The 21,030-nt window shown below is 48.4% G+C and carries 20 protein-coding genes, 1 tRNA gene and 3 rRNA genes; 18 read left to right on the top strand and 6 right to left on the bottom strand.

Features of this window, described 5'->3' with window-relative positions; all coding sequences use genetic code 11:
- Window positions 1-12: 12 nt before the first annotated feature.
- From rpsD to CPY98_RS18695, 6 genes are all read left to right on the top strand, one after another.
- Window positions 13-633: a 30S ribosomal protein S4 gene (rpsD, locus tag CPY98_RS18720; protein WP_025802647.1), complete on the top strand. Its 621-nt coding sequence runs from the start codon at window positions 13-15 to the stop codon at window positions 631-633.
- A gap of 25 nt (window positions 634-658) precedes the next feature.
- A complete protein-coding gene (gene rpoA / locus CPY98_RS18715) occupies window positions 659-1,648 on the top strand; it encodes a DNA-directed RNA polymerase subunit alpha (RefSeq protein WP_004846552.1) in 990 nt (329 codons plus the stop codon).
- A gap of 40 nt (window positions 1,649-1,688) precedes the next feature.
- Window positions 1,689-2,075 carry a 50S ribosomal protein L17 gene (gene rplQ, locus CPY98_RS18710; RefSeq protein WP_008815460.1) on the top strand — a complete coding sequence of 129 codons (387 nt, stop codon included), beginning with the start codon at window positions 1,689-1,691 and terminating at the stop codon, window positions 2,073-2,075.
- A gap of 145 nt (window positions 2,076-2,220) precedes the next feature.
- Window positions 2,221-2,589 (top strand): DUF1992 domain-containing protein, encoded by a 369-nt coding sequence (locus CPY98_RS18705; RefSeq protein ID WP_025802644.1) that lies wholly within the window; start codon window positions 2,221-2,223, stop codon window positions 2,587-2,589.
- Window positions 2,590-2,598: 9 nt separating this feature from the next.
- Window positions 2,599-3,060 carry a Zn(2+)-responsive transcriptional regulator gene (gene zntR, locus CPY98_RS18700; RefSeq protein WP_025802643.1) on the top strand — a complete coding sequence of 154 codons (462 nt, stop codon included), beginning with the start codon at window positions 2,599-2,601 and terminating at the stop codon, window positions 3,058-3,060.
- Between the two features lie 10 nt (window positions 3,061-3,070).
- Window positions 3,071-3,250: an alternative ribosome-rescue factor A gene (locus CPY98_RS18695; protein ID WP_025802641.1), complete on the top strand. Its 180-nt coding sequence runs from the start codon at window positions 3,071-3,073 to the stop codon at window positions 3,248-3,250.
- An 89-nt stretch (window positions 3,251-3,339) separates the two neighbouring features.
- Here CPY98_RS18695 and mscL read toward each other — a convergent pair whose 3' ends face one another.
- From mscL to def, 5 genes are all read right to left on the bottom strand, one after another.
- A complete protein-coding gene (gene mscL / locus CPY98_RS18690) occupies window positions 3,340-3,747 on the bottom strand; it encodes a large-conductance mechanosensitive channel protein MscL (protein WP_043489362.1) in 408 nt (135 codons plus the stop codon).
- A 129-nt stretch (window positions 3,748-3,876) separates the two neighbouring features.
- On the bottom strand, window positions 3,877-5,253 hold the full coding sequence (trkA, locus tag CPY98_RS18685; protein ID WP_025802637.1) for a Trk system potassium transporter TrkA: 1,377 nt from the start codon (window positions 5,251-5,253) through the stop codon (window positions 3,877-3,879).
- A 55-nt stretch (window positions 5,254-5,308) separates the two neighbouring features.
- Window positions 5,309-6,601 carry a 16S rRNA (cytosine(967)-C(5))-methyltransferase RsmB gene (gene rsmB, locus CPY98_RS18680; RefSeq protein ID WP_096388593.1) on the bottom strand — a complete coding sequence of 431 codons (1,293 nt, stop codon included), beginning with the start codon at window positions 6,599-6,601 and terminating at the stop codon, window positions 5,309-5,311.
- Between the two features lie 154 nt (window positions 6,602-6,755).
- The gene (fmt, locus tag CPY98_RS18675) at window positions 6,756-7,703 is read right to left on the bottom strand and encodes a methionyl-tRNA formyltransferase (protein ID WP_046450573.1); all 948 of its coding nucleotides are present in this window, start codon (window positions 7,701-7,703) and stop codon (window positions 6,756-6,758) included.
- Between the two features lie 27 nt (window positions 7,704-7,730).
- On the bottom strand, window positions 7,731-8,240 hold the full coding sequence (gene def / locus CPY98_RS18670; RefSeq protein ID WP_040046962.1) for a peptide deformylase: 510 nt from the start codon (window positions 8,238-8,240) through the stop codon (window positions 7,731-7,733).
- A 125-nt stretch (window positions 8,241-8,365) separates the two neighbouring features.
- Between def and dprA the strand changes: the two genes are divergently transcribed.
- The 6 genes from dprA to CPY98_RS18640 are packed head-to-tail and all read left to right on the top strand — an operon-like array spanning window position 8,366 to window position 12,150.
- Window positions 8,366-9,475, top strand: coding sequence for a DNA-protecting protein DprA (gene dprA / locus CPY98_RS18665; RefSeq protein WP_043489354.1), 1,110 nt, complete (start codon window positions 8,366-8,368; stop codon window positions 9,473-9,475).
- Window positions 9,447-9,920 (top strand): DUF494 family protein, encoded by a 474-nt coding sequence (locus CPY98_RS18660; RefSeq protein ID WP_025802627.1) that lies wholly within the window; start codon window positions 9,447-9,449, stop codon window positions 9,918-9,920. Before dprA ends, CPY98_RS18660 begins: the two co-directional genes overlap by 29 nt.
- Window positions 9,921-9,950: 30 nt before the next feature.
- A complete protein-coding gene (locus CPY98_RS18655) occupies window positions 9,951-10,493 on the top strand; it encodes a topoisomerase DNA-binding C4 zinc finger domain-containing protein (RefSeq protein ID WP_025802625.1) in 543 nt (180 codons plus the stop codon).
- Between the two features lie 6 nt (window positions 10,494-10,499).
- Complete coding sequence (gene tsaC / locus CPY98_RS18650; protein WP_046450575.1) at window positions 10,500-11,069, top strand: L-threonylcarbamoyladenylate synthase type 1 TsaC; 570 nt, start codon at window positions 10,500-10,502, stop codon at window positions 11,067-11,069.
- Between the two features lie 5 nt (window positions 11,070-11,074).
- Window positions 11,075-11,893 carry a shikimate dehydrogenase gene (gene aroE, locus CPY98_RS18645; RefSeq protein WP_038502504.1) on the top strand — a complete coding sequence of 273 codons (819 nt, stop codon included), beginning with the start codon at window positions 11,075-11,077 and terminating at the stop codon, window positions 11,891-11,893.
- Window positions 11,890-12,150 (top strand): DUF1488 domain-containing protein, encoded by a 261-nt coding sequence (locus CPY98_RS18640; protein WP_043489347.1) that lies wholly within the window; start codon window positions 11,890-11,892, stop codon window positions 12,148-12,150. The genes aroE and CPY98_RS18640 overlap by 4 nt, the downstream gene beginning before the upstream one ends.
- Here CPY98_RS18640 and CPY98_RS18635 read toward each other — a convergent pair.
- The gene (locus CPY98_RS18635; protein ID WP_025802619.1) at window positions 12,114-12,680 is read right to left on the bottom strand and encodes a gamma carbonic anhydrase family protein; all 567 of its coding nucleotides are present in this window, start codon (window positions 12,678-12,680) and stop codon (window positions 12,114-12,116) included. The genes CPY98_RS18640 and CPY98_RS18635 overlap by 37 nt on opposite strands.
- Before the next feature lie 530 nt (window positions 12,681-13,210).
- On the opposite strand from CPY98_RS18635, the gene CPY98_RS18630 reads away from it, so the two are divergent.
- The 6 genes from CPY98_RS18630 to metA all read left to right on the top strand — a co-directional run bounded on the left by CPY98_RS18630 (window position 13,211) and on the right by metA (window position 20,999).
- A 16S ribosomal RNA gene (locus CPY98_RS18630) occupies window positions 13,211-14,753 on the top strand.
- 138 nt (window positions 14,754-14,891) lie between these two features.
- Window positions 14,892-14,967, top strand: a tRNA-Glu gene (locus CPY98_RS18625).
- Window positions 14,968-15,217: 250 nt separating this feature from the next.
- Window positions 15,218-18,125 (top strand): 23S ribosomal RNA (locus tag CPY98_RS18620).
- Between the two features lie 121 nt (window positions 18,126-18,246).
- Window positions 18,247-18,362, top strand: a 5S ribosomal RNA gene (gene rrf, locus CPY98_RS18615).
- The 16S, 23S and 5S rRNA genes sit together here with 1 tRNA gene alongside, the layout of an rRNA operon.
- A gap of 257 nt (window positions 18,363-18,619) precedes the next feature.
- Window positions 18,620-19,921, top strand: coding sequence for an MFS family transporter (locus CPY98_RS18610; RefSeq protein WP_043488837.1), 1,302 nt, complete (start codon window positions 18,620-18,622; stop codon window positions 19,919-19,921).
- A gap of 148 nt (window positions 19,922-20,069) precedes the next feature.
- Window positions 20,070-20,999: a homoserine O-succinyltransferase gene (gene metA / locus CPY98_RS18605; RefSeq protein WP_040045575.1), complete on the top strand. Its 930-nt coding sequence runs from the start codon at window positions 20,070-20,072 to the stop codon at window positions 20,997-20,999.
- The last annotated feature ends 31 nt before the right edge of the window (window positions 21,000-21,030 follow it).

Raw genomic sequence — 21,030 nt, 5'->3', positions numbered from 1 at the left:
TGGAGAAAGAAAATGGCAAGATATTTGGGTCCTAAGCTCAAGCTGAGCCGTCGTGAGGGCACAGACTTATTCCTTAAGTCTGGCGTTCGTGCGATCGATACCAAGTGTAAAATTGAGCAGGCACCAGGCCAGCACGGTGCGCGTAAACCGCGTCTGTCTGACTATGGTGTTCAGTTACGTGAGAAGCAAAAAGTTCGTCGTATCTACGGCGTTCTGGAGCGTCAGTTCCGTAACTATTATAAAGAAGCAGCCCGCCTGAAAGGCAACACTGGTGCAAACCTGTTGCAACTGCTGGAAGGTCGTCTGGACAACGTCGTTTACCGTATGGGCTTCGGCGCCACTCGTGCAGAAGCACGTCAGTTGGTTAGCCATAAAGCAGTCGTAGTAAATGGTCGCGTTGTTAACATCGCTTCTTATCAGGTATCTCCTAATGACGTAGTCAGCGTACGTGAGAAAGCTAAAAAGCAATCTCGTGTGAAGGCCGCTCTGGAGCTGGCTGAGCAGCGTGAAAAGCCGACTTGGCTGGAAGTTGATGCTGCTAAGATGGAAGGTGTGTTCAAACGTAATCCTGAACGTTCCGACCTGTCTGCGGACATTAACGAACACCTGATCGTCGAGCTTTACTCTAAGTAAAGCTTAGTACCAAAGAGAGGACACAATGCAGGGTTCTGTGACAGAGTTTCTAAAACCGCGCCTGGTAGATATCGAGCAACTGAGTTCGACGCACGCCAAGGTGACCCTTGAGCCGTTAGAGCGTGGCTTTGGCCATACTCTTGGTAACGCACTGCGCCGTATTCTGCTTTCATCTATGCCGGGTTGCGCGGTGACCGAGGTTGAGATTGATGGTGTACTACATGAGTACAGCACCAAAGAAGGTGTACAGGAAGATATCCTGGAAATCCTGCTCAACCTGAAAGGGCTGGCGGTGAAAGTTCAAGGCAAAGATGAAGTTATTCTTACCCTGAATAAGTCTGGCATTGGCCCTGTGACTGCAGCCGATATCACCCATGATGGTGATGTCGAAATCGTCAAGCCGCAGCATGTGATCTGCCATCTGACTGATGAAAATGCATCAATTAGTATGCGTATCAAAATTCAGCGTGGTCGTGGTTATGTGCCGGCTTCTGCCCGAATTCATTCGGAAGAAGATGAGCGCCCGATCGGCCGTCTGTTAGTCGATGCTTGCTACAGCCCTGTGGAGCGTATTGCTTACAATGTTGAAGCGGCTCGTGTTGAACAGCGTACCGACCTGGACAAGCTGGTTATCGAGATGGAAACCAATGGTACGATTGATCCGGAAGAATCAATCCGCCGTGCGGCAACTATCTTGGCTGAACAACTTGAAGCTTTCGTTGACCTACGTGATGTGCGTCAGCCGGAAGTTAAAGAAGAGAAGCCGGAGTTCGATCCGATCCTGCTGCGCCCTGTTGACGATCTGGAATTGACTGTCCGCTCTGCTAACTGCCTCAAGGCAGAAGCTATCCACTACATCGGTGATCTAGTACAGCGTACCGAAGTTGAGTTGCTGAAAACGCCGAACTTGGGTAAAAAATCTCTTACTGAGATTAAAGACGTGCTGGCTTCACGTGGTCTGTCTCTGGGCATGCGCCTCGAAAACTGGCCGCCAGCTAGCATTGCTGACGAGTAACTAGGTCACAGGTTAAGGTTTTACTGAGAAGGATAAGGTCATGCGCCATCGTAAGAGTGGTCGTCAACTGAACCGTAACAGCAGCCATCGCCAAGCTATGTTCCGCAATATGGCCGGCTCTTTGGTTCGTCATGAAATCATCAAGACGACCCTGCCGAAAGCGAAAGAGCTGCGTCGCGTGGTTGAGCCGCTGATTACTCTTGCCAAGACCGACAGCGTTGCTAATCGTCGTCTGGCATTCGCCCGTACTCGTGATAACGAGATCGTGGCAAAACTGTTTAACGAGCTAGGCCCGCGTTTCGCGAGCCGCGCCGGTGGTTACACTCGCATTCTGAAGTGTGGCTTCCGTGCAGGCGACAACGCGCCGATGGCTTACATCGAACTCGTTGATCGTTCTGTATCTGATGCAGAAGCAACTGCAGAGTAATCTGTAGAAGCAATGAAAATGCCGGGCTTAGGCCCGGCTTTTTTATATCTAAAATTTAGCCCCTTCATTTAATCCTCTAGGTACTCCTTCATTTTTACTGTCATCCTGCTATAAGCTATAGATAGATTTATTTGGGGTGAGTGCGATGTTTTTAATCGATGAATGGGCCGAGCGCCATATTAGTTCAGCATTGAAACGCGGTGAGCTTGAGAATCTATCTGGTGAGGGCAAACCTCTGCAGCTGGATGATGACTCTCATGTTCCGGCAGACTTGCGTGCTGGTTACCGTCTTTTAAAAAATGCTGGGTGTTTACCTCCTGAGATCGAGCAAAGAAAGGAAGCCGCAACGCTAGCATCACTACTTCGTGGCCTTTCTCGTGAGCATCCTGATTTTATAGAGCTTAATAAAAGATTGGCTGTATTAGAATTTCGTTTGCGGCAATCAGGCATGAGCACTGACTTTTTGCATACTGAGTATGCGGATAAATTTAAACAGCATTTTGATCCTGAGTAGAGATAAATTATGTATCGTATCGGGCAATTAGCGAAGCTTGCTGGCGTAACGCCAGACACCGTTCGTTATTACGAAAAGCAAAAGATGATGGATCATGAAGTGCGGACCGAAGGTGGATATCGGCTCTACACCGATCATGATCTTCAACGATTACGTTTTATCCGTTATGCTAAGCAACTGGGTTTTACGTTAGAGTCGATCCGCGAGTTACTTTCGATCCGAGTCGATCCTATGCATCATACTTGTCAAGAATCGAAATCGATCGTTGACGCCAGATTGGTTGAGGTGGAAAGTAAGATTAGTGAGCTGGAGCTTATGCGTAGTTCTTTAAAACGTTTAAGTGATGCCTGTTGTGGAAAAGCGCATACGAGCACTTACTGTTCTATTCTTGAAGCCTTGGAACAGGGGGCTGCCGAGCGATTGACGAGTATAGATTTACGCGGGGTTTACCCTAAACCATCATATTGTTAGTGAGGAAGTTATGACAACTAAATATCAACACACCAAAGGCGTAATTGCTGATAATGCTATTCAGGCTCTTTTGCATGATCCATTGTTTAAACAGCGCGTAGAGAAAAATAGCAAAGGTAAAGGCAGCTATAGCCGTAAAGCTAAACATGGCAAAAAAGGCAGCTGGGAGGCTGTAGGCAAACTGCATTAATGATGATGTATTTTACCTACAGCCTTCTGTTTTCTATCAGAAACAAAAAAGCCGCTTTATTAAGCGGCTTTTTTATTAACACCAACAAATTATTTTTGCTGCTGTTTCAGCAAATCGCGAATTTCAGTTAATAGTTTTTCTTCTGTGGTTGGGGCAGGCGGCGCTGCTGGGACATCGGCTTCTTGGCGGCGCATTTTGTTCATCAGCTTAATAGCTAAGAAAATAGCGAAAGCAACAATAACAAAATCAAAGATATTCTGGATAAATTGGCCATAGTTCATGATGACCGCCGGTGTTGCTCCTTCGGCGGCACGCATGACCCAATGGAATTGTTTGAAATCAACACCGCCAATGAGCAGGCCTAATGGAGGCATGATAATATCGGCAACCAAAGATGAGACAATTTTGCCGAAAGCTGCACCGATAATAACACCGACCGCTAAATCAACCACGTTGCCACGCATGGCAAACTCACGAAACTCTTTTAATAAACTCATAGACCACCCCTTATAAAATCAATAACACAAGCTTAACAAACATAGCATTAATTGACAAAATTCAGATGCAAAATTAACAGTCCCTAAAGCGTCCAGACATGAATACAAAGCTATTACTCATTTGTATTGCTATAAGAAGAATGGGCTTGGTTGGAACAAGCGCTCGACGTCGGTAATAAACTTTTTGTCTGTTAAGAACATAATGACATGGTCACCTTGCTCAATTTTAGACTCACTATTGGCGATGATAACGTCGTCACCACGAACGATAGCGCCGATAGTTGTGCCCGGTGGCAGCTTGATTTCTTCGACTCTACGTCCGACGACTTTCGATGTGCTTTCATCGCCGTGCGCGATGGCTTCGATGGCTTCAGCAACGCCACGGCGTAAAGAAGAAACGCTGACGATGTCTGCTTTTCGAACGTGCCCGAGCAGAGCAGAAATAGTGGCTTGCTGTGGCGAGATTGCGATGTCGATAACACTGCCCTGAACCAAATCGACATATGCGCTTCTTTGAATCAGTACCATGACTTTTTTGGCACCTAAGCGCTTAGCTAGCATCGCTGACATGATATTAGCTTCATCATCGTTAGTTAGGGCAATAAATACATCAACCTGATCGATGTGCTCTTCCATCAGCAATTCTTGGTCAGAGGCATCGCCGTAGAATACGATGGTGTCATGCAAAATTTCAGCTAATTCAGCAGCGCGTTGTTGATTACGCTCGATCAGCTTCACGCTGTAGTCTTTTTCTAAGCGATGCGCTAGACCTGCGCCGACGTTCCCGCCGCCAACAATCATGATGCGCTTATATGGTTTCTCTAAGCGCTGAAGCTCGCTCATTACGGCGCGGATATGCTGTGATGCGGCAACAAAAAAGACTTCATCACCGGCTTCAATGATCGTAGAACCTTGAGGCCTGATCGGGCGATCTTGGCGGAAAATAGCAGCAACGCGCGTATCAATATGCGGCATATGTTCTTTTAGGGAAGCCAATGCGTTACCCACCAGTGGGCCACCATAATAGGCTTTTACCACCGCAAGACTGACTTTTCCTTCAGCAAAGTTCACAACCTGCAATGCACCAGGATATTCGATTAAGCGATAGACATAATCAGTCACCAGCTGCTCAGGTGATATGAGATGGTCTATAGGGACTGCTTCAGCATTAAACAAACGCTCATTTTCGCGTATATATTCTGTCGAACGAATACGGGCGATACGGTTAGGTGTATTAAATAGCGAGTAGGCAACCTGACAGGCAACCATGTTGGTTTCATCTGAACTTGTCACGGCCACGAGCATGTCTGCATCATCTGCGCCCGCTTCTCGTAATACGCGCGGGTGAGAACCGTGGCCTTGAACGACTCTGAGATCGAACTTATCCTGCAATTGGCGGAGACGATCGCTATTGGTATCGACAATGGTTATGTCGTTGTTTTCACCCACTAGGTTTTCAGCCAGTGTGCCGCCCACTTGTCCGGCGCCAAGAATAATTATCTTCATTGTGCTCTCTGCTTTGCGCTATCTATAAGCCTGTGTCGTCCGCAGGCAGACACTGTCATGCTTTAATCAGCTTAGCGTAAAAGAACCCATCACCATCCTGTGCATGGGGAAGATGTTGCTGCCCTGGATTTTCTTTATCTCCGGTGGCCACAAGCTTTGCTTCAGGATGGCGGGCAAGAAACTCGCGCATCTGTTGAGCATTTTCTTCAGGTAAAACGGAGCAGGTTGCATACATCATCACACCGCCTGATTTTAAGCGTGGCCAAATAGCTTCGATGATCTCATTCTGCAACGCAGCCAGTTCTGCAATATCGCGATCGCGGCGTAACCACTTGATATCAGGATGACGACGGATTACGCCGGTCGCGGAGCACGGGGCATCAAGCAAGATGCGATCAAATTGTTTGTCGCCACACCAGTTTTCAGGATAGCGTCCATCGCCGCATTTCACTTCGGCCTGCTGTTGCAAACGTTGCAGGTTTTCTTTTACGCGCTTCAGGCGATTTTCATCAACATCAACGGCAAGCACATGTGCTTTTGGTGCTGCTTCCAGAATATGGGTCGTTTTTCCCCCTGGTGCACAGCAGAGGTCGAGGATCTGTTCGCCGTTTTGCGGATCGAGGAGATCGACGCAGTGCTGGGCGCTGGCATCTTGTACGGTGACCCACCCTTGTTCAAATCCTGGCAAGCGTCCGACAGGGGAGGCTTCTTCAAGGCAAATTGCATCAGGAAACTGTGGATGGGCAAAAGCGTTGATTTCAGCGTTTGTCAGCAATGTCAGATATTCATCGCGAGTGTGATGAAGACGATTAACGCGTAGCCACATCGGCGGGCGCTGATTATTAGCATCAACGATAGATTCCCACTGCTCTGGATAAGCCTGCTGCAAGCGTTTAAGTAACCAAGAAGGGTGGAGGAAACGGCATTCGTTATTTTGCGACCGCTCTTTTAACTGATCTTCTTGGCGTTGGAACTGACGCAGTACGCCGTTGATCAATCCTTTCAACTGCGGACGCTTTAACGCTACCGCACCATTGACCGTTTCTGCCAAAGCGGCGTGAGGCGGAATTCGGGTATAAACCAGCTGGTAAATGCCCACCATGATGAGGTAATGCAGTGAGCGCTGCTTGCCGGTAAGAACCTTGGCCATCAATTGCTGAATATACCATTCAAGCTGAGGTAGCACGCGTAGCACCCCGAAGCAAAGTTCTTGCAGTAGTGCGCGATCTTTTTCACTGACTTCTTTGCTCAGTGCAGGAAGAACCGTGCTGAGGGATTGCCCTTGATCGAGCACCGAACTGAGAGCTTTAGCAGCAATAGCACGCAAATTATAAGGAGTGTTTTTCATAGCGTAAGGCTGACCATTGCAGCATAAATTAAGAATTTGAATAATTACGCGAAGTTTACCGCGAATAAGGGGCTGGTTTGAAGTTTAGAGACCGCTTTGCGTCAATTTCAAACAAAAAGGGCCCATTTGGGCCCTTTACGCAATCGTAAATCGCTTACTCGAGACAATTGCCCGGAGTGAACCATTCGCGACGAGAATTCAGTAAATCCTGTGCGGACATGCTTTTTTTACCGGAAGGCTGTAGCTGAGTCATCAGTAAGATACCTTGCGCGGTGGCTACGGCGATCCCCTGTTTATCTGCACTGATGATGGTTCCCGGTGCTTGGTTATGCTCAGCGTCCAATGCTTGAGACTGCCATACTTTTACCGGTTGCTCATCAATCATAAAGAAACTGACAGGCCATGGATTGAAAGAGCGAACGCAGCGCTCAAGCTGAACGGCTGAAAGAGTCCAATCCAGACGAGCTTCGTCTTTGCTGAGTTTTTCAGCATAGGTGACTAATGCTTCATCTTGTTTCTCTGGTACCGCGGTTCCGTTGGCTAATTGAGCCAGCGTGGTGATAAGCCCCTGCGGACCTAGATCGGCCAACTTATCGTACAACGTTGCGCTGGTATCTTGAGAGGTAATTGGGCAAGAGACTTTATGCAGCATGTCGCCGGTATCTAGACCTACGTCCATTTGCATAATGGTGACACCGGTTTCTGCATCGCCAGCCCAAAGTGCGCGCTGGATAGGCGCAGCGCCACGCCAACGTGGAAGCAGAGAACCATGCACGTTAATACAGCCAAGACGAGGCATGTCTAATACGGCTTTAGGCAGGATCAAACCATAGGCAACCACGACCATCACATCCGCGTTAAGGTCAGAAACCAATTTCTGGTTTTCTTCAGGACGTAGTGATGCGGGCTGATACACTGGCAGATCATGCTGCTGTGCTAATACCTTGACTGGGCTTGGTGTAAGTTTATTGCCACGTCCAGCAGGGCGATCGGGCTGAGTAAATACGCCAACGATTTGATGCTGGGAAGACAAAAGCGCGTCAAGATGACGCGCTGCAAAATCGGGAGTTCCCGCAAAAATAATACGCAAAGAATCAGACAATGTTGTTTCCTGCTAATGATGGACTAATTAGCCTCTGGTTTGCTGTTTATACAGCTTCTCCAGTTTCTGACGGATACGCTGACGCTTCAGAGGCGAGAGGTAATCGACAAATAATTTTCCGATCAAATGATCCATTTCATGCTGAATACAGATAGCGAGCAGATCGTCTGCTTCAAGCTCGAAAGGTTTACCTTCGCGATCGAGAGCACGAATTTTGACTCGCTCAGCGCGTGGAACCAATGCACGATGTTCAGGAACAGAGAGGCAACCCTCTTCAATACCCGTTTCACCTTCGCTGGAGAGTAATTCTGGGTTGATCAGAACTAAGCGCTGATCGTGGTTTTCAGACACATCAATGACGATAATACGCTGGTGAACGTCTACCTGGGTGGCAGCCAGACCAATACCCTCTTCTGCGTACATGGTGTCAAACATGTCATCAACGATACGCTGAATTTCTGGAGTGACTTCTTTTACCGGCTGCGCCACTGTGCGGAGCCGCTCATCGGGGAAATGTAATACCTGCAATACCGCCATAAATTATTCGATCTGTCTCTGAGTAGTGGAATGATTGTCACTCACTATTCTAGACATTTCCGGCCCTGATTGACAGTATTGTTCACCTATTGAACACATAGGTGCAGGCTGCACAAGGGGCAAACATGGATGTTCAGGAAATATGGCTTCGACTAAGTCGATTGCAAAAAGTCTCTTTGCCGCAGTGTCTTGCTATTGCGCAGCATTGTTCTGAAGGTAAACCAAACGTTCTCTTGTTGAGAAAACTGGGGCTGACGCAGACCCAAGCACAGAAATTTCTAGCCGCTGAACATATTGAGGCCGATCTACGCTGGCTTAGTCAGCAGGAAAACGCGTTAATTGCCTGTGATGATCCTCGCTATCCAGAAAAACTGAAAAATATAGCGAATCCACCACCGGTTTTGTTTGTGAAGGGAAACGTTGAATGCCTCTCTCTGGTTCAAATTGCTATCGTAGGGAGCCGGCGTTATAGCGATTATGGCGAAACGTGCGCGACCTATTTTTCCAGTGAACTTTCAGCGGCGGGCCTGGTGATAACCAGCGGTCTTGCATTAGGAATTGATGGTATCGCGCATCGTGCCTGCCTAGAAACTCAGGGTACAACTATTGCGGTATTGGGTTGTGGAATAGCGCAGCTTTATCCTGCCTGTCATGAACATCTTGCGTCGCGCATTGTGGCAAACCATGGTGCGATTGTTTCTGAATTTCCTCCTAGCACCAAAGCAAGAGCGGAGTATTTCCCGCGTCGGAATCGTATTATTAGTGGATTGAGTGAGGGAGTGCTGATTGTTGAGGCTGCAGAGAAAAGTGGCACGTTGATAACTGCGCGTTGTGCCCTCGAGCAGGGAAAGGACGTTTTTGCGATCCCTGGTTCTATTGAGAGTCTACAAAGTGCAGGTTCCAATTGGCTGATTCAGCAGGGCGCTTATTTAGTGTCGCATCCTAAGGATATTATTGAACAAATTGGTGGTTTGCATTGGTTACCAAGCCCTAACCCAGAAATTATTTATCCTGAGCAAGACGTTGCGGAATTGCCATTTGCCGAGGTGTTGGCTAACGTAGAATATGAGGTGACATCTGTTGACGTCGTCGCCGAACGTGTCGGCCAACCTGTGCCAGAGATTGCGGTGGCTTTGCTCGATCTGGAGTTAGCAGGATGGATTAAAGCTGTGTCCGGCGGCTATGTCCGACTGAAGAGGGCTAGCCATGTTCGACGTATTAATGTACCTGTTTGAAACCTATATACACACAGCATCAGGGATGCAGGTTGATCAAGATAAGTTAACCGATGATTTAACGCGTGCGGGGTTTGAGCGGGAAGATATATATAGTGCCCTCGGTTGGTTAGAAAAACTTGCTATGATGCAAGAAGCTGACGCTATGCCGTATATTTCATGCGCAGACCCCCATGTTATGCGCATTTATACGGATGATGAGGCTATACGCCTTGATTGTGCCTGCCGAGGGTTTCTACTTTTTCTTGAACAAATACAGGTGTTAACCCCAGAGACAAGAGAAATGGTCATTGATCGTGTGATGGCGCTGGATGCGGATCAGTTCGATCTTGAAGATTTGAAATGGGTAGTGCTGATGGTTTTGTTTAATGTACCTGGCCATGAGCACGCCTATGAACAGATGGAAGAACTGCTGTTTGAAGTTAACGAGGGTTACCTGCACTAAAGGGATGCCCTAAGAATTAAGAAACTATTTATGAGTCAGGCAACATTGCTTGCGGTTAAAAATACGGAAAATTGTCCAGAGTGCGGCGCTGAGTTAGTTATGCGCAGCGGCAAACATGGGCCATTTCTCGGCTGTTCACGCTATCCAGAATGCCAGTTCATTCGCCCGCTTAAACCGCAGGCGGATGGACACGTCGTTAAAGTTCTGGATGGTCAGCTGTGTCCAAAATGTGGCACAACGTTGGTATTGCGGCAGGGGCGCTATGGGATGTTCATTGGCTGTGGTGCCTATCCTGATTGTGACCATACTGAAGTTATCGATAAACCGGATACCACCTCGATTACTTGTCCTCAGTGCCAACAAGGACAGCTACTTCAACGAAAATCTCGCTATGGCAAAATTTTCCACGCTTGCGATCGATATCCAGAGTGCCAATTCGCGATAAATCTAAAACCTATCGAGGGGGTATGTGTTTATTGCCACTACCCGCTGTTAGTAGAAAAACGGACTGCACAGGGCGTTAAATTATTTTGTGCTAGCAAACTCTGCGGCAAAGCCGTGGTAAATGAATAGAAGATAATGAATAAAGAACAAAATACATCGTTAGAGAATGTACTGAATGCGCTAAAAAATGAAAAAGTTGTGGCGTACCCTACCGAGGCTGTTTTTGGCTTGGGATGTGATCCTGATAGTGAACGTGCTGTGCATGCATTACTCGACCTAAAACAACGGACATGGGAAAAAGGTCTGATCCTGATTGCCGCAAATTATGAGCAGTTATTGCCGTATGTCGATGATGCCAAATTGTCGGGAGAAAGACGCGCAGAGGTCTTTTCTTATTGGCCTGGCCCCGTCACGTGGGTGATGCCTGCCAAAAGCACTACGCCAAAGTGGCTTACGGGCCGGTTCTCAACGATAGCGGTTCGAGTTAGCGATCACCCATTGGTTCAAACCTTATGTTCGCAGTTTGGTAAACCGCTGGTATCGACAAGTGCCAACCTCAGTGGCCTAGAACCTTGCCGCACAGCTCAAGAGGTTCGAGTGCAGTTTGGTGACGCGTTCCCTGTCGTTGATGCTGATGTGGGTGGGCGTATGAACCCATCCGAAATCCGTGATGCGCTGACCGGCGAATTGTTTAGACAAGGATAATGGTGATGAAGCAGTTTGCCGTCTTCGGTAATCCGATTAAACACAGCAAGTCGCCACGCATTCATCAGCTGTTTAGCCAGCAGACTGGGATTGAGCTTAATTATGAAACTCGGCTTGCTCCACTTGATGATTTTCAGAAAAGTATCCAGTTGTTCTTTGCTGGTGGCGCTACTGGGGCAAACATAACTACCCCCTTCAAAGAGCAAGCTTATGAACTCGCCGATGAGCTAACGGAAAGAGCCTCATTGGCGGGGGCGGTTAATACACTTAAATTATTAGGTGATGGCCGATTGCTAGGTGATAACACTGACGGCATAGGTTTGCTTAGCGATCTTGAACGTTTAGGCATGATCGCTCCTCAGGCAAAAGTTTTGCTGTTAGGGGCCGGCGGCGCCGCTCGAGGTGTAATCCAGCCGATTCTCTCTTTAGATTGTGATCTCACGATAGCGAATAGAACCGATAGCCGGGCTCAAGAGCTGGCAAGCGTGTTTAGCCATTTGGGAAATATAGACGCCGTGGAGTTTGGCGCGCTATCAACAAGGCGCTTTGATCTCATCATCAATGCTACAGCTTCGGGTATTCACGGTGAAATCCCGCAAATACCCGAAGCTGTCATTAATGAGCACACGGCCTGCTATGACATGTTCTATCAGAAAGGACTTACACCTTTCTTAGCTTGGGCAAAAGCACAAGGCGCGGGTCAGCTAGCCGATGGGTTTGGCATGCTGGTGGGGCAGGCTGCTCATGCATTCTTATTGTGGAATGATGTAATGCCTGAAATCTCACCGGTGCTGCAAATCATGCGTGAAGAATCGGCGTTATGAATCAAGCGATACAGTTTCCCGATCAAGAAGAATGGGATGCGAATAAGAGAGCCGTATTATTCCCTGCAACACTAAACGGTTTTCAAATATGTTGTGCTATTTATATAGAAGAACTTCAACGCATGTCAGAGGAGCGACAGAATGTTGATCCTCTCGTTCTTTTTAGATCGCTACGCTGGGATCTTGAAGATATAGCAGAACACAAGATCCTGAATGAAGATTATAGCGATGATGGCTGGGTATGGATCTCTGGTTGAGAGAGATAATCGTCTTTCCAACGGACATAGTTATTCGCTGAATATAGCAACCCTGCTTTCTCTTCCTCCGTTAATGGGCGAATTTGGCGAGCAGGGCTACCAAAATACATATACCCACTCTCCAAGCGTTTACCTGGCGAAACTAAACTCCCTGCACCAATGATCACATCGTTTTCTACTATTGCACCATCCAAGATGATGCTCCCCATACCAACCAGCACTCTATCTCCAAGGGTACAGCCGTGAAGCATGACTTTATGACCTACGGTGACATCCTCGCCAATAATCGTAGGTAAGCCTTCAGGACTGTTTGCCGATTTATGGGTGACGTGAATAACTGTCCCATCCTGAATATTGGAACGCGCACCAATGGAAACATAGTTAACATCTCCTCGGATCGCGACCAGAGGCCAGATACTGACGTCGTCTGCCAGATCTACTGCACCAATTATTGTGCTGGTGGGATCAATAAAGACGCGATTTGCGATCTTTGGATGTAAAGAGAGATAGGGACGAATAGAAAAAGACATAAAAAGAGCGCCAAAAGAAAGATGGATACACCCAATACTATCGCGCAGAAGTGAAAACTCAACTGATGGATCCTTATATCTGTGGATAAGTTTGTGCACAAATGGGTATAAAGCGGGGTTTTGCTGTGGAATGCAGCAAACGATCAATTTAATGGAAATTAAGGGTTGTCAGCCCGCGAGAACTCCCTATAATGCGCCTCCATCGACACGGAACATGTGAATCACTTCACACCGTATCGGCGGTTTCGATAAGAAATCGCGAGAGAAAAAATCCTGAAATTTAGGGTTGACTCTGAAAGAGGAAAGCGTATTATACGCCACCTCGAGTTAGCAAGCTTAGTCTCCTAACTCACTGCTCTTTAACAATTTATCAGACAATCTGTGTGGGCACTCACAAGACAATATCTAACGTCCTCGGACGATAAAATATTAAAGTCTTGAAGAGTGACCAAGCAGTAATTCATTTAGTTGAATTATTACGAAAGTTAATTTTCGAGCATCGCTTCACTTGTTGAAGCAAATCAAGCTTTTAATTGAAGAGTTTGATCATGGCTCAGATTGAACGCTGGCGGCAGGCCTAACACATGCAAGTCGAGCGGTAGCACAAGAGAGCTTGCTCTCTGGGTGACGAGCGGCGGACGGGTGAGTAATGTCTGGGAAACTGCCTGATGGAGGGGGATAACTACTGGAAACGGTAGCTAATACCGCATGACGTCTTCGGACCAAAGTGGGGGACCTTCGGGCCTCACGCCATCAGATGTGCCCAGATGGGATTAGCTAGTAGGTGGGGTAATGGCTCACCTAGGCGACGATCTCTAGCTGGTCTGAGAGGATGACCAGCCACACTGGAACTGAGACACGGTCCAGACTCCTACGGGAGGCAGCAGTGGGGAATATTGCACAATGGGCGCAAGCCTGATGCAGCCATGCCGCGTGTATGAAGAAGGCCTTCGGGTTGTAAAGTACTTTCAGCGAGGAGGAAGGCATTGTGGTTAATAACCGCAGTGATTGACGTTACTCGCAGAAGAAGCACCGGCTAACTCCGTGCCAGCAGCCGCGGTAATACGGAGGGTGCAAGCGTTAATCGGAATTACTGGGCGTAAAGCGCACGCAGGCGGTTTGTTAAGTCAGATGTGAAATCCCCGAGCTTAACTTGGGAACTGCATTTGAAACTGGCAAGCTAGAGTCTTGTAGAGGGGGGTAGAATTCCAGGTGTAGCGGTGAAATGCGTAGAGATCTGGAGGAATACCGGTGGCGAAGGCGGCCCCCTGGACAAAGACTGACGCTCAGGTGCGAAAGCGTGGGGAGCAAACAGGATTAGATACCCTGGTAGTCCACGCTGTAAACGATGTCGACTTGGAGGTTGTGCCCTTGAGGCGTGGCTTCCGGAGCTAACGCGTTAAGTCGACCGCCTGGGGAGTACGGCCGCAAGGTTAAAACTCAAATGAATTGACGGGGGCCCGCACAAGCGGTGGAGCATGTGGTTTAATTCGATGCAACGCGAAGAACCTTACCTACTCTTGACATCCAGAGAATTTAGCAGAGATGCTTTAGTGCCTTCGGGAACTCTGAGACAGGTGCTGCATGGCTGTCGTCAGCTCGTGTTGTGAAATGTTGGGTTAAGTCCCGCAACGAGCGCAACCCTTATCCTTTGTTGCCAGCACGTAATGGTGGGAACTCAAAGGAGACTGCCGGTGATAAACCGGAGGAAGGTGGGGATGACGTCAAGTCATCATGGCCCTTACGAGTAGGGCTACACACGTGCTACAATGGCATATACAAAGAGAAGCGAACTCGCGAGAGCAAGCGGACCTCATAAAGTATGTCGTAGTCCGGATTGGAGTCTGCAACTCGACTCCATGAAGTCGGAATCGCTAGTAATCGTAGATCAGAATGCTACGGTGAATACGTTCCCGGGCCTTGTACACACCGCCCGTCACACCATGGGAGTGGGTTGCAAAAGAAGTAGGTAGCTTAACCTTCGGGAGGGCGCTTACCACTTTGTGATTCATGACTGGGGTGAAGTCGTAACAAGGTAACCGTAGGGGAACCTGCGGTTGGATCACCTCCTTACCTAAAGATAGCGTTAAGTGCAGTGTCCACACAGATTGTCTGATGAAATTAATGAGCAAGAGCACCTGTTGATGTTGTGAGTTTTAAGACTCATGCTGATACGAAACGAGAAGGCGAAAGCTTTGTCGGTATTTTCGTGTCCCCATCGTCTAGAGGCCTAGGACACTGCCCTTTCACGGCTGTAACAGGGGTTCGAATCCCCTTGGGGACGCCATTCCGATAATGAGTGAAAGACATTATCACCCGTTCTAATGAACGAAAAATCTTAAAGATGATTCTAACGAGTCGTGTTTAAGATATTGCTCTTTAACAATCTGGAACAAGCTGAAATTTGAAAGCTTAAGCAACTGTGAGACACACTGACACAGTTTGTATTAAGCAGTCTCTCAATTTTTTGCAATCTTGAATGTTGTCTTGAACCGGTTCGTAACCGCGTTCACTAAAGAGACACCTTCGGGTTGTGAGGTTAAGTGACTAAGCGTACACGGTGGATGCCTAGGCAGTCAGAGGCGATGAAGGACGTGCTAATCTGCGATAAGCGTCGGTAAGCTGATATGAAGCGTTATAACCGACGATTTCCGAATGGGGAAACCCAGTGCAATTCGTTGCACTATCGTTAAGTGAATACATAGCTTAACGAAGCGAACCAGGGGAACTGAAACATCTAAGTACCCTGAGGAAAAGAAATCAACCGAGATTCCCCTAGTAGCGGCGAGCGAACGGGGAGCAGCCCAGAACCTTAATCAGCGTATGTGTCAGAGGAACGGTCTGGAAAGTCCGGCGATACAGGGTGATAGCCCCGTACTTGAAAATGCATATGTTGTGAGTTCGATGAGTAGGGCGGGACACGTGACATCCTGTCTGAATATGGGGGGACCATCCTCCAAGGCTAAATACTCCTGACTGACCGATAGTGAACCAGTACCGTGAGGGAAAGGCGAAAAGAACCCCGGCGAGGGGAGTGAAATAGAACCTGAAACCGTGTACGTACAAGCAGTGGGAGCCTCTTTATGGGGTGACTGCGTACCTTTTGTATAATGGGTCAGCGACTTATATTTTGTAGCAAGGTTAACCGAATAGGGGAGCCGTAGGGAAACCGAGTCTTAACTGGGCGTCAAGTTGCAAGGTATAGACCCGAAACCCGGTGATCTAGCCATGGGCAGGTTGAAGGTTGGGTAACACTAACTGGAGGACCGAACCGACTAATGTTGAAAAATTAGCGGATGACTTGTGGCTGGGGGTGAAAGGCCAATCAAACCGGGAGATAGCTGGTTCTCCCCGAAAGCTATTTAGGTAGCGCCTCGTGAACTCATCTTCGGGGGTAGAGCACTGTTTCGACTAGGGGGTCATCCCGACTTACCAACTCGATGCAAACTACGAATACCGAAGAATGTTATCACGGGAGACACACGGCGGGTGCTAACGTCCGTCGTGAAGAGGGAAACAACCCAGACCGCCAGCTAAGGTCCCAAAGTCATAGTTAAGTGGGAAACGATGTGGGAAGGCATAGACAGCCAGGATGTTGGCTTAGAAGCAGCCATCATTTAAAGAAAGCGTAATAGCTCACTGGTCGAGTCGGCCTGCGCGGAAGATGTAACGGGGCTAAACTATGCACCGAAGCTGCGGCAGCGACACTTAGGTGTTGTTGGGTAGGGGAGCGTTCTGTAAGCCGTTGAAGGTGGCTCGTGAGGGTTGCTGGAGGTATCAGAAGTGCGAATGCTGACATAAGTAACGATAAAGCGGGTGAAAAACCCGCTCGCCGGAAGACCAAGGGTTCCTGTCCAACGTTAATCGGGGCAGGGTGAGTCGACCCCTAAGGCGAGGCCGAAAGGCGTAGTCGATGGGAAACAGGTTAATATTCCTGTACTCGGTGTTACTGCGAAGGGGGGACGGAGAAGGCTAGGCTATCCGGGCGACGGTTGTCCCGGTTTAAGCGTGTAGGGGGAAAGCGTTGGTAAATCCGCGCTTTTATTAACCCTGAGGCGTGATGACGAGTCACTACGGTGATGAAGTAGTTGATGCCAAGCTTCCAGGAAAAGCCTCTAAGCTCTAGGTAACATTGAATCGTACCCCAAACCGACACAGGTGGTCAGGTAGAGAATACCAAGGCGCTTGAGAGAACTCGGGTGAAGGAACTAGGCAAAATGGTGCCGTAACTTCGGGAGAAGGCACGCTGGCGCGTAGGTGAAGTCCCTTGCGGATGGAGCTGAAGCCAGTCGAAGATACCAGCTGGCTGCAACTGTTTAATAAAAACACAGCACTGTGCAAACACGAAAGTGGACGTATACGGTGTGACGCCTGCCCGGTGCTGGAAGGTTAATTGATGGGGTCAGCCGCAAGGCGAAGCTCTTGATCGAAGCCCCAGTAAACGGCGGCCGTAACTATAACGGTCCTAAGGTAGCGAAATTCCTTGTCGGGTAAGTTCCGACCTGCACGAATGGCGTAATGATGGCCAGGCTGTCTCCACCCGAGACTCAGTGAAATTGAACTCGCTGTGAAGATGCAGTGTACCCGCGGCAAGACGGAAAGACCCCGTGAACCTTTACTATAGCTTGACACTGAACATTGAGCCTTGATGTGTAGGATAGGTGGGAGGCTTTGAAGCGTGGACGCCAGTCTGCGTGGAGCCAACCTTGAAATACCACCCTTTAATGTTTGATGTTCTAACTCCGGTCCCTAATCGGGATTGAGGACAGTGTCTGGTGGGTAGTTTGACTGGGGCGGTCTCCTCCTAAAGAGTAACGGAGGAGCACGAAGGTTAGCTAATCACGGTCGGACATCGTGAGGTTAGTGCAATGGCATAAGCTAGCTTGACTGCGAGAGTGACGGCTCGAGCAGGTACGAAAGTAGGTCATAGTGATCCGGTGGTTCTGAATGGAAGGGCCATCGCTCAACGGATAAAAGGTACTCCGGGGATAACAGGCTGATACCGCCCAAGAGTTCATATCGACGGCGGTGTTTGGCACCTCGATGTCGGCTCATCACATCCTGGGGCTGAAGTAGGTCCCAAGGGTATGGCTGTTCGCCATTTAAAGTGGTACGCGAGCTGGGTTTAGAACGTCGTGAGACAGTTCGGTCCCTATCTGCCGTGGGCGTTGGAAGATTGAGAGGGGCTGCTCCTAGTACGAGAGGACCGGAGTGGACGCATCACTGGTGTTCGGGTTGTCATGCCAATGGCATTGCCCGGTAGCTAAATGCGGAAAAGATAAGCGCTGAAAGCATCTAAGCGCGAAACTTGCCTCGAGATGAGTCTTCCCTGAGACCTTGAGTCTCCTAAAGGAACGTTTAAGACTAAGACGTTGATAGGCTGGGTGTGTAAGCGTAGCGATACGTTGAGCTAACCAGTACTAATGATCCGTGAGGCTTAACCTTACAACACCGAAGGTGTTTTAAGACGCAGAGACGCGAAAACACAAAGAGTAGGCTTGTTGAACAGATTGGTTTGTATGGCTAGCTGTAGAAATACAGAAAGCGGTGCAAATAACAGAATATGCCTGGCGGCGATAGCGCGGTGGTCCCACCTGACCCCATGCCGAACTCAGAAGTGAAACGCCGTAGCGCCGATGGTAGTGTGGGGTCTCCCCATGCGAGAGTAGGGAACTGCCAGGCTTTAATTAAAGTAAAGAACCTCAGTCGAAAGACTGGGGTTTTTTGCTATGGGGAATTTGAAAAAGTTATCAAATAAATAACCGCTAACGCGGCTATTTCCCACCCAATATCACAAAATACTCTGCAAGTGACCGATGATTTTTTCATTGGTTAGTTGGCTATTGAAGTCTTTATTTAACCAATATATAACAATTAACTTACATTGAAGCGCGTGGCGACATGACCACCGCACACTTTACCTCTGTAGGGATATTGTTATGGCAGATACCACCCCGTCGCTGGCGGAGCAGCAACCTGACGATCAAGACACGCGTAAGCGTATTTTGGCGATTGTTGGTGCATCATCAGGCAACCTCGTCGAATGGTTCGATTTTTACGTATATTCGTTTTGTGCGTTGTATTTTGCTCCCGTATTCTTCCCCAGTGGGGATTCCACGACACAACTCTTACAAACCGCTGGCGTGTTCGCGGCAGGTTTTCTCATGCGCCCAATTGGTGGGTGGATGTTCGGTTACATTGCAGACAAACATGGCCGTCGAACATCGATGATGATTTCGGTCTGCATGATGTGTTGCGGATCGTTAGTGATCGCTTGCCTCCCAACCTATGCCGCAATAGGGAATTGGGCCCCGGCACTCCTGTTGCTTGCTAGATTATTTCAGGGGCTTTCCGTCGGCGGTGAGTATGGAACCAGTGCCACCTATATGAGTGAAGTTGCGGTAGAAGGTAAGCGCGGATTTTATGCATCGTTTCAATACGTCACGCTGATTGGCGGCCAACTGCTAGCACTGCTGGTTTTGGTGGTCTTACAGCAGACGCTGAGCACCGAAGAGCTACGCTCGTGGGGCTGGCGAGTCCCGTTTGTGCTTGGCGCGTTATTAGCGGTGGTGGCACTTTATCTGCGCCGTTCACTGCATGAGACATCAACCAAAGAAACCAGAACGCGTAAGGATGCAGGAACGTTATCTGGATTATGGAATAACAAAAAAGCTTTTCTGATGGTACTTGGTTTTACCGCAGGGGGCTCGCTGAGCTTCTATACGTTTACAACCTATATGCAGAAATATCTGGTCAACACCGCAGGTATGGATGCCAAAATGGCGAGCGGAATAATGACGGCCGCCTTGTTCGTCTTTATGTTGTTGCAGCCTATTTTTGGCGGATTGTCAGATAAAGTTGGGCGTCGAAACTCAATGATCGCTTTTGGCGCCTTGGCTTCATTGCTGACGGTACCGATACTTACCACGCTACAAGATGTGACGAATCCCTATCTTGCCTTTGTCCTCATCGTTGCTGCGCTAACGATTGTGAGCTTGTACACCTCAATCGGTGGGCTGCTGAAGGCAGAAATGTTCCCGCCGGAGGTTCGCGCATTAGGCGTTGGCCTTTCCTATGCCGTTGGTAACGCTTTGTTTGGTGGTTCTGCTGAATATGTCGCCTTGTCGATGAAAGCGGCTGGCATTGAAACAGCTTTCTTCTGGTACGTTTCAGGTATGTGCTTTATGGCGATGCTGGTTTCATTGCTATTACATAAAAAAGGCCAAGAAATCAGGATGTAAGCATTGCTGCTAGCAAAATGCAGGATGAAAGATTTTCAACTTCATCCTGCATGCTGTACAAGCTGGTGAAAACTCGTTATCGTCAGGCATCTAGAAGTCTAAACGTTTATATGGATGCTTTCTTAACAGAGTCTAGGAGCTAGCGATTATGCCAATCAGGGTGCCAGATGAATTACCTGCCGTAAGCTTTTTGCGGAATGAAAATGTCTTTGTCATGCCCTCCTCACGAGCGGCAACGCAGGAGATCCGTCCGCTTAAAGTTTTGGTACTCAATCTGATGCCTAAAAAGATCGAGACAGAAAACCAATTTCTTCGATTACTTTCGAATTCGCCGTTACAGATTGATATACAGCTACTGCGCATTGATAGCCGTGAGTCGAAAAATACGCCTGCCGAGCATCTGGATAATTTCTACTGCAATTTCGAAGATATTAAAGACCAAAATTTTGATGGGCTGATTGTCACCGGCGCACCTCTCGGTCTGGTCGATTTTTGTGACGTAGCGTATTGGCCGCAGATTGAACAGATCGTTCACTGGGCTAAAGAGCACGTAACCTCTACGCTGTTTGTATGCTGGGCGGTTCAGGCCGCATTAAACGTTCTCTATGGCATTCCTAAACTGACGCGTGAGACTAAGCTCTCAGGTGTTTATCATCATCAAACGCTACAGCCGTTAGCGCTTCTGACCCGCGGTTTTGATGAAACTTTCTTGGCTCCACATTCTCGCTATGCTGACTTCCCAACGGATGTGCTGCGAGAATATAGCGATCTCGATATTTTGGCTGAGTCTGAGCAGGCAGGCGCTTACCTATTTGCGACCAAAGATAAGCGGATGGCTTTTGTGACGGGGCATCCTGAGTATGATGCACATACTTTGTCGGGAGAGTATTTCCGCGATGTTGCGGCGGGCCTTTCTCCAGATGTTCCTGTGAATTACTTCCCCGATGATAATCCTGAACATAGCCCCAAAGCGTCATGGCGTAGCCATGGACACTTACTGTTTACTAACTGGCTGAACTACTATGTTTACCAGATCACGCCGTTTGATCTGCGTTATATGAACCCTACGCTGGAATAAGCCTACTTCACTATATTTTCAACTTTTCCCT

It is taken from the genome of Hafnia sp. CBA7124 (assembly GCF_002355555.1).
GTDB classification, from domain to species: Bacteria; Pseudomonadota; Gammaproteobacteria; order Enterobacterales; family Enterobacteriaceae; genus Hafnia; species Hafnia alvei.
This window is presented reverse-complemented; position numbering and strand designations above follow the sequence as displayed.

What these genes read in the sequence shown, in the direction of transcription:
- CPY98_RS18635 (WP_025802619.1), bottom strand. Translation starts at nt 12,680, where the DNA reads ATGTCTTTTTCTATTCGTCCCTATCTCTCTTTACATCCAAAGATCGCA.
- CPY98_RS18640 (WP_043489347.1), top strand. Translation starts at nt 11,890, where the DNA reads ATGAATCAAGCGATACAGTTTCCCGATCAAGAAGAATGGGATGCGAAT.
- rplQ (WP_008815460.1), top strand. Translation starts at nt 1,689, where the DNA reads ATGCGCCATCGTAAGAGTGGTCGTCAACTGAACCGTAACAGCAGCCAT.
- def (WP_040046962.1), bottom strand. Translation starts at nt 8,240, where the DNA reads ATGGCGGTATTGCAGGTATTACATTTCCCCGATGAGCGGCTCCGCACA.
- trkA (WP_025802637.1), bottom strand. Translation starts at nt 5,253, where the DNA reads ATGAAGATAATTATTCTTGGCGCCGGACAAGTGGGCGGCACACTGGCT.
- rpsD (WP_025802647.1), top strand. Translation starts at nt 13, where the DNA reads ATGGCAAGATATTTGGGTCCTAAGCTCAAGCTGAGCCGTCGTGAGGGC.
- dprA (WP_043489354.1), top strand. Translation starts at nt 8,366, where the DNA reads ATGGATGTTCAGGAAATATGGCTTCGACTAAGTCGATTGCAAAAAGTC.
- CPY98_RS18695 (WP_025802641.1), top strand. Translation starts at nt 3,071, where the DNA reads ATGACAACTAAATATCAACACACCAAAGGCGTAATTGCTGATAATGCT.
- mscL (WP_043489362.1), bottom strand. Translation starts at nt 3,747, where the DNA reads ATGAGTTTATTAAAAGAGTTTCGTGAGTTTGCCATGCGTGGCAACGTG.
- rsmB (WP_096388593.1), bottom strand. Translation starts at nt 6,601, where the DNA reads ATGAAAAACACTCCTTATAATTTGCGTGCTATTGCTGCTAAAGCTCTC.
- CPY98_RS18705 (WP_025802644.1), top strand. Translation starts at nt 2,221, where the DNA reads ATGTTTTTAATCGATGAATGGGCCGAGCGCCATATTAGTTCAGCATTG.
- rpoA (WP_004846552.1), top strand. Translation starts at nt 659, where the DNA reads ATGCAGGGTTCTGTGACAGAGTTTCTAAAACCGCGCCTGGTAGATATC.
- metA (WP_040045575.1), top strand. Translation starts at nt 20,070, where the DNA reads ATGCCAATCAGGGTGCCAGATGAATTACCTGCCGTAAGCTTTTTGCGG.
- zntR (WP_025802643.1), top strand. Translation starts at nt 2,599, where the DNA reads ATGTATCGTATCGGGCAATTAGCGAAGCTTGCTGGCGTAACGCCAGAC.
- tsaC (WP_046450575.1), top strand. Translation starts at nt 10,500, where the DNA reads ATGAATAAAGAACAAAATACATCGTTAGAGAATGTACTGAATGCGCTA.
- CPY98_RS18660 (WP_025802627.1), top strand. Translation starts at nt 9,447, where the DNA reads ATGTTCGACGTATTAATGTACCTGTTTGAAACCTATATACACACAGCA.
- CPY98_RS18655 (WP_025802625.1), top strand. Translation starts at nt 9,951, where the DNA reads ATGAGTCAGGCAACATTGCTTGCGGTTAAAAATACGGAAAATTGTCCA.
- CPY98_RS18610 (WP_043488837.1), top strand. Translation starts at nt 18,620, where the DNA reads ATGGCAGATACCACCCCGTCGCTGGCGGAGCAGCAACCTGACGATCAA.
- aroE (WP_038502504.1), top strand. Translation starts at nt 11,075, where the DNA reads ATGAAGCAGTTTGCCGTCTTCGGTAATCCGATTAAACACAGCAAGTCG.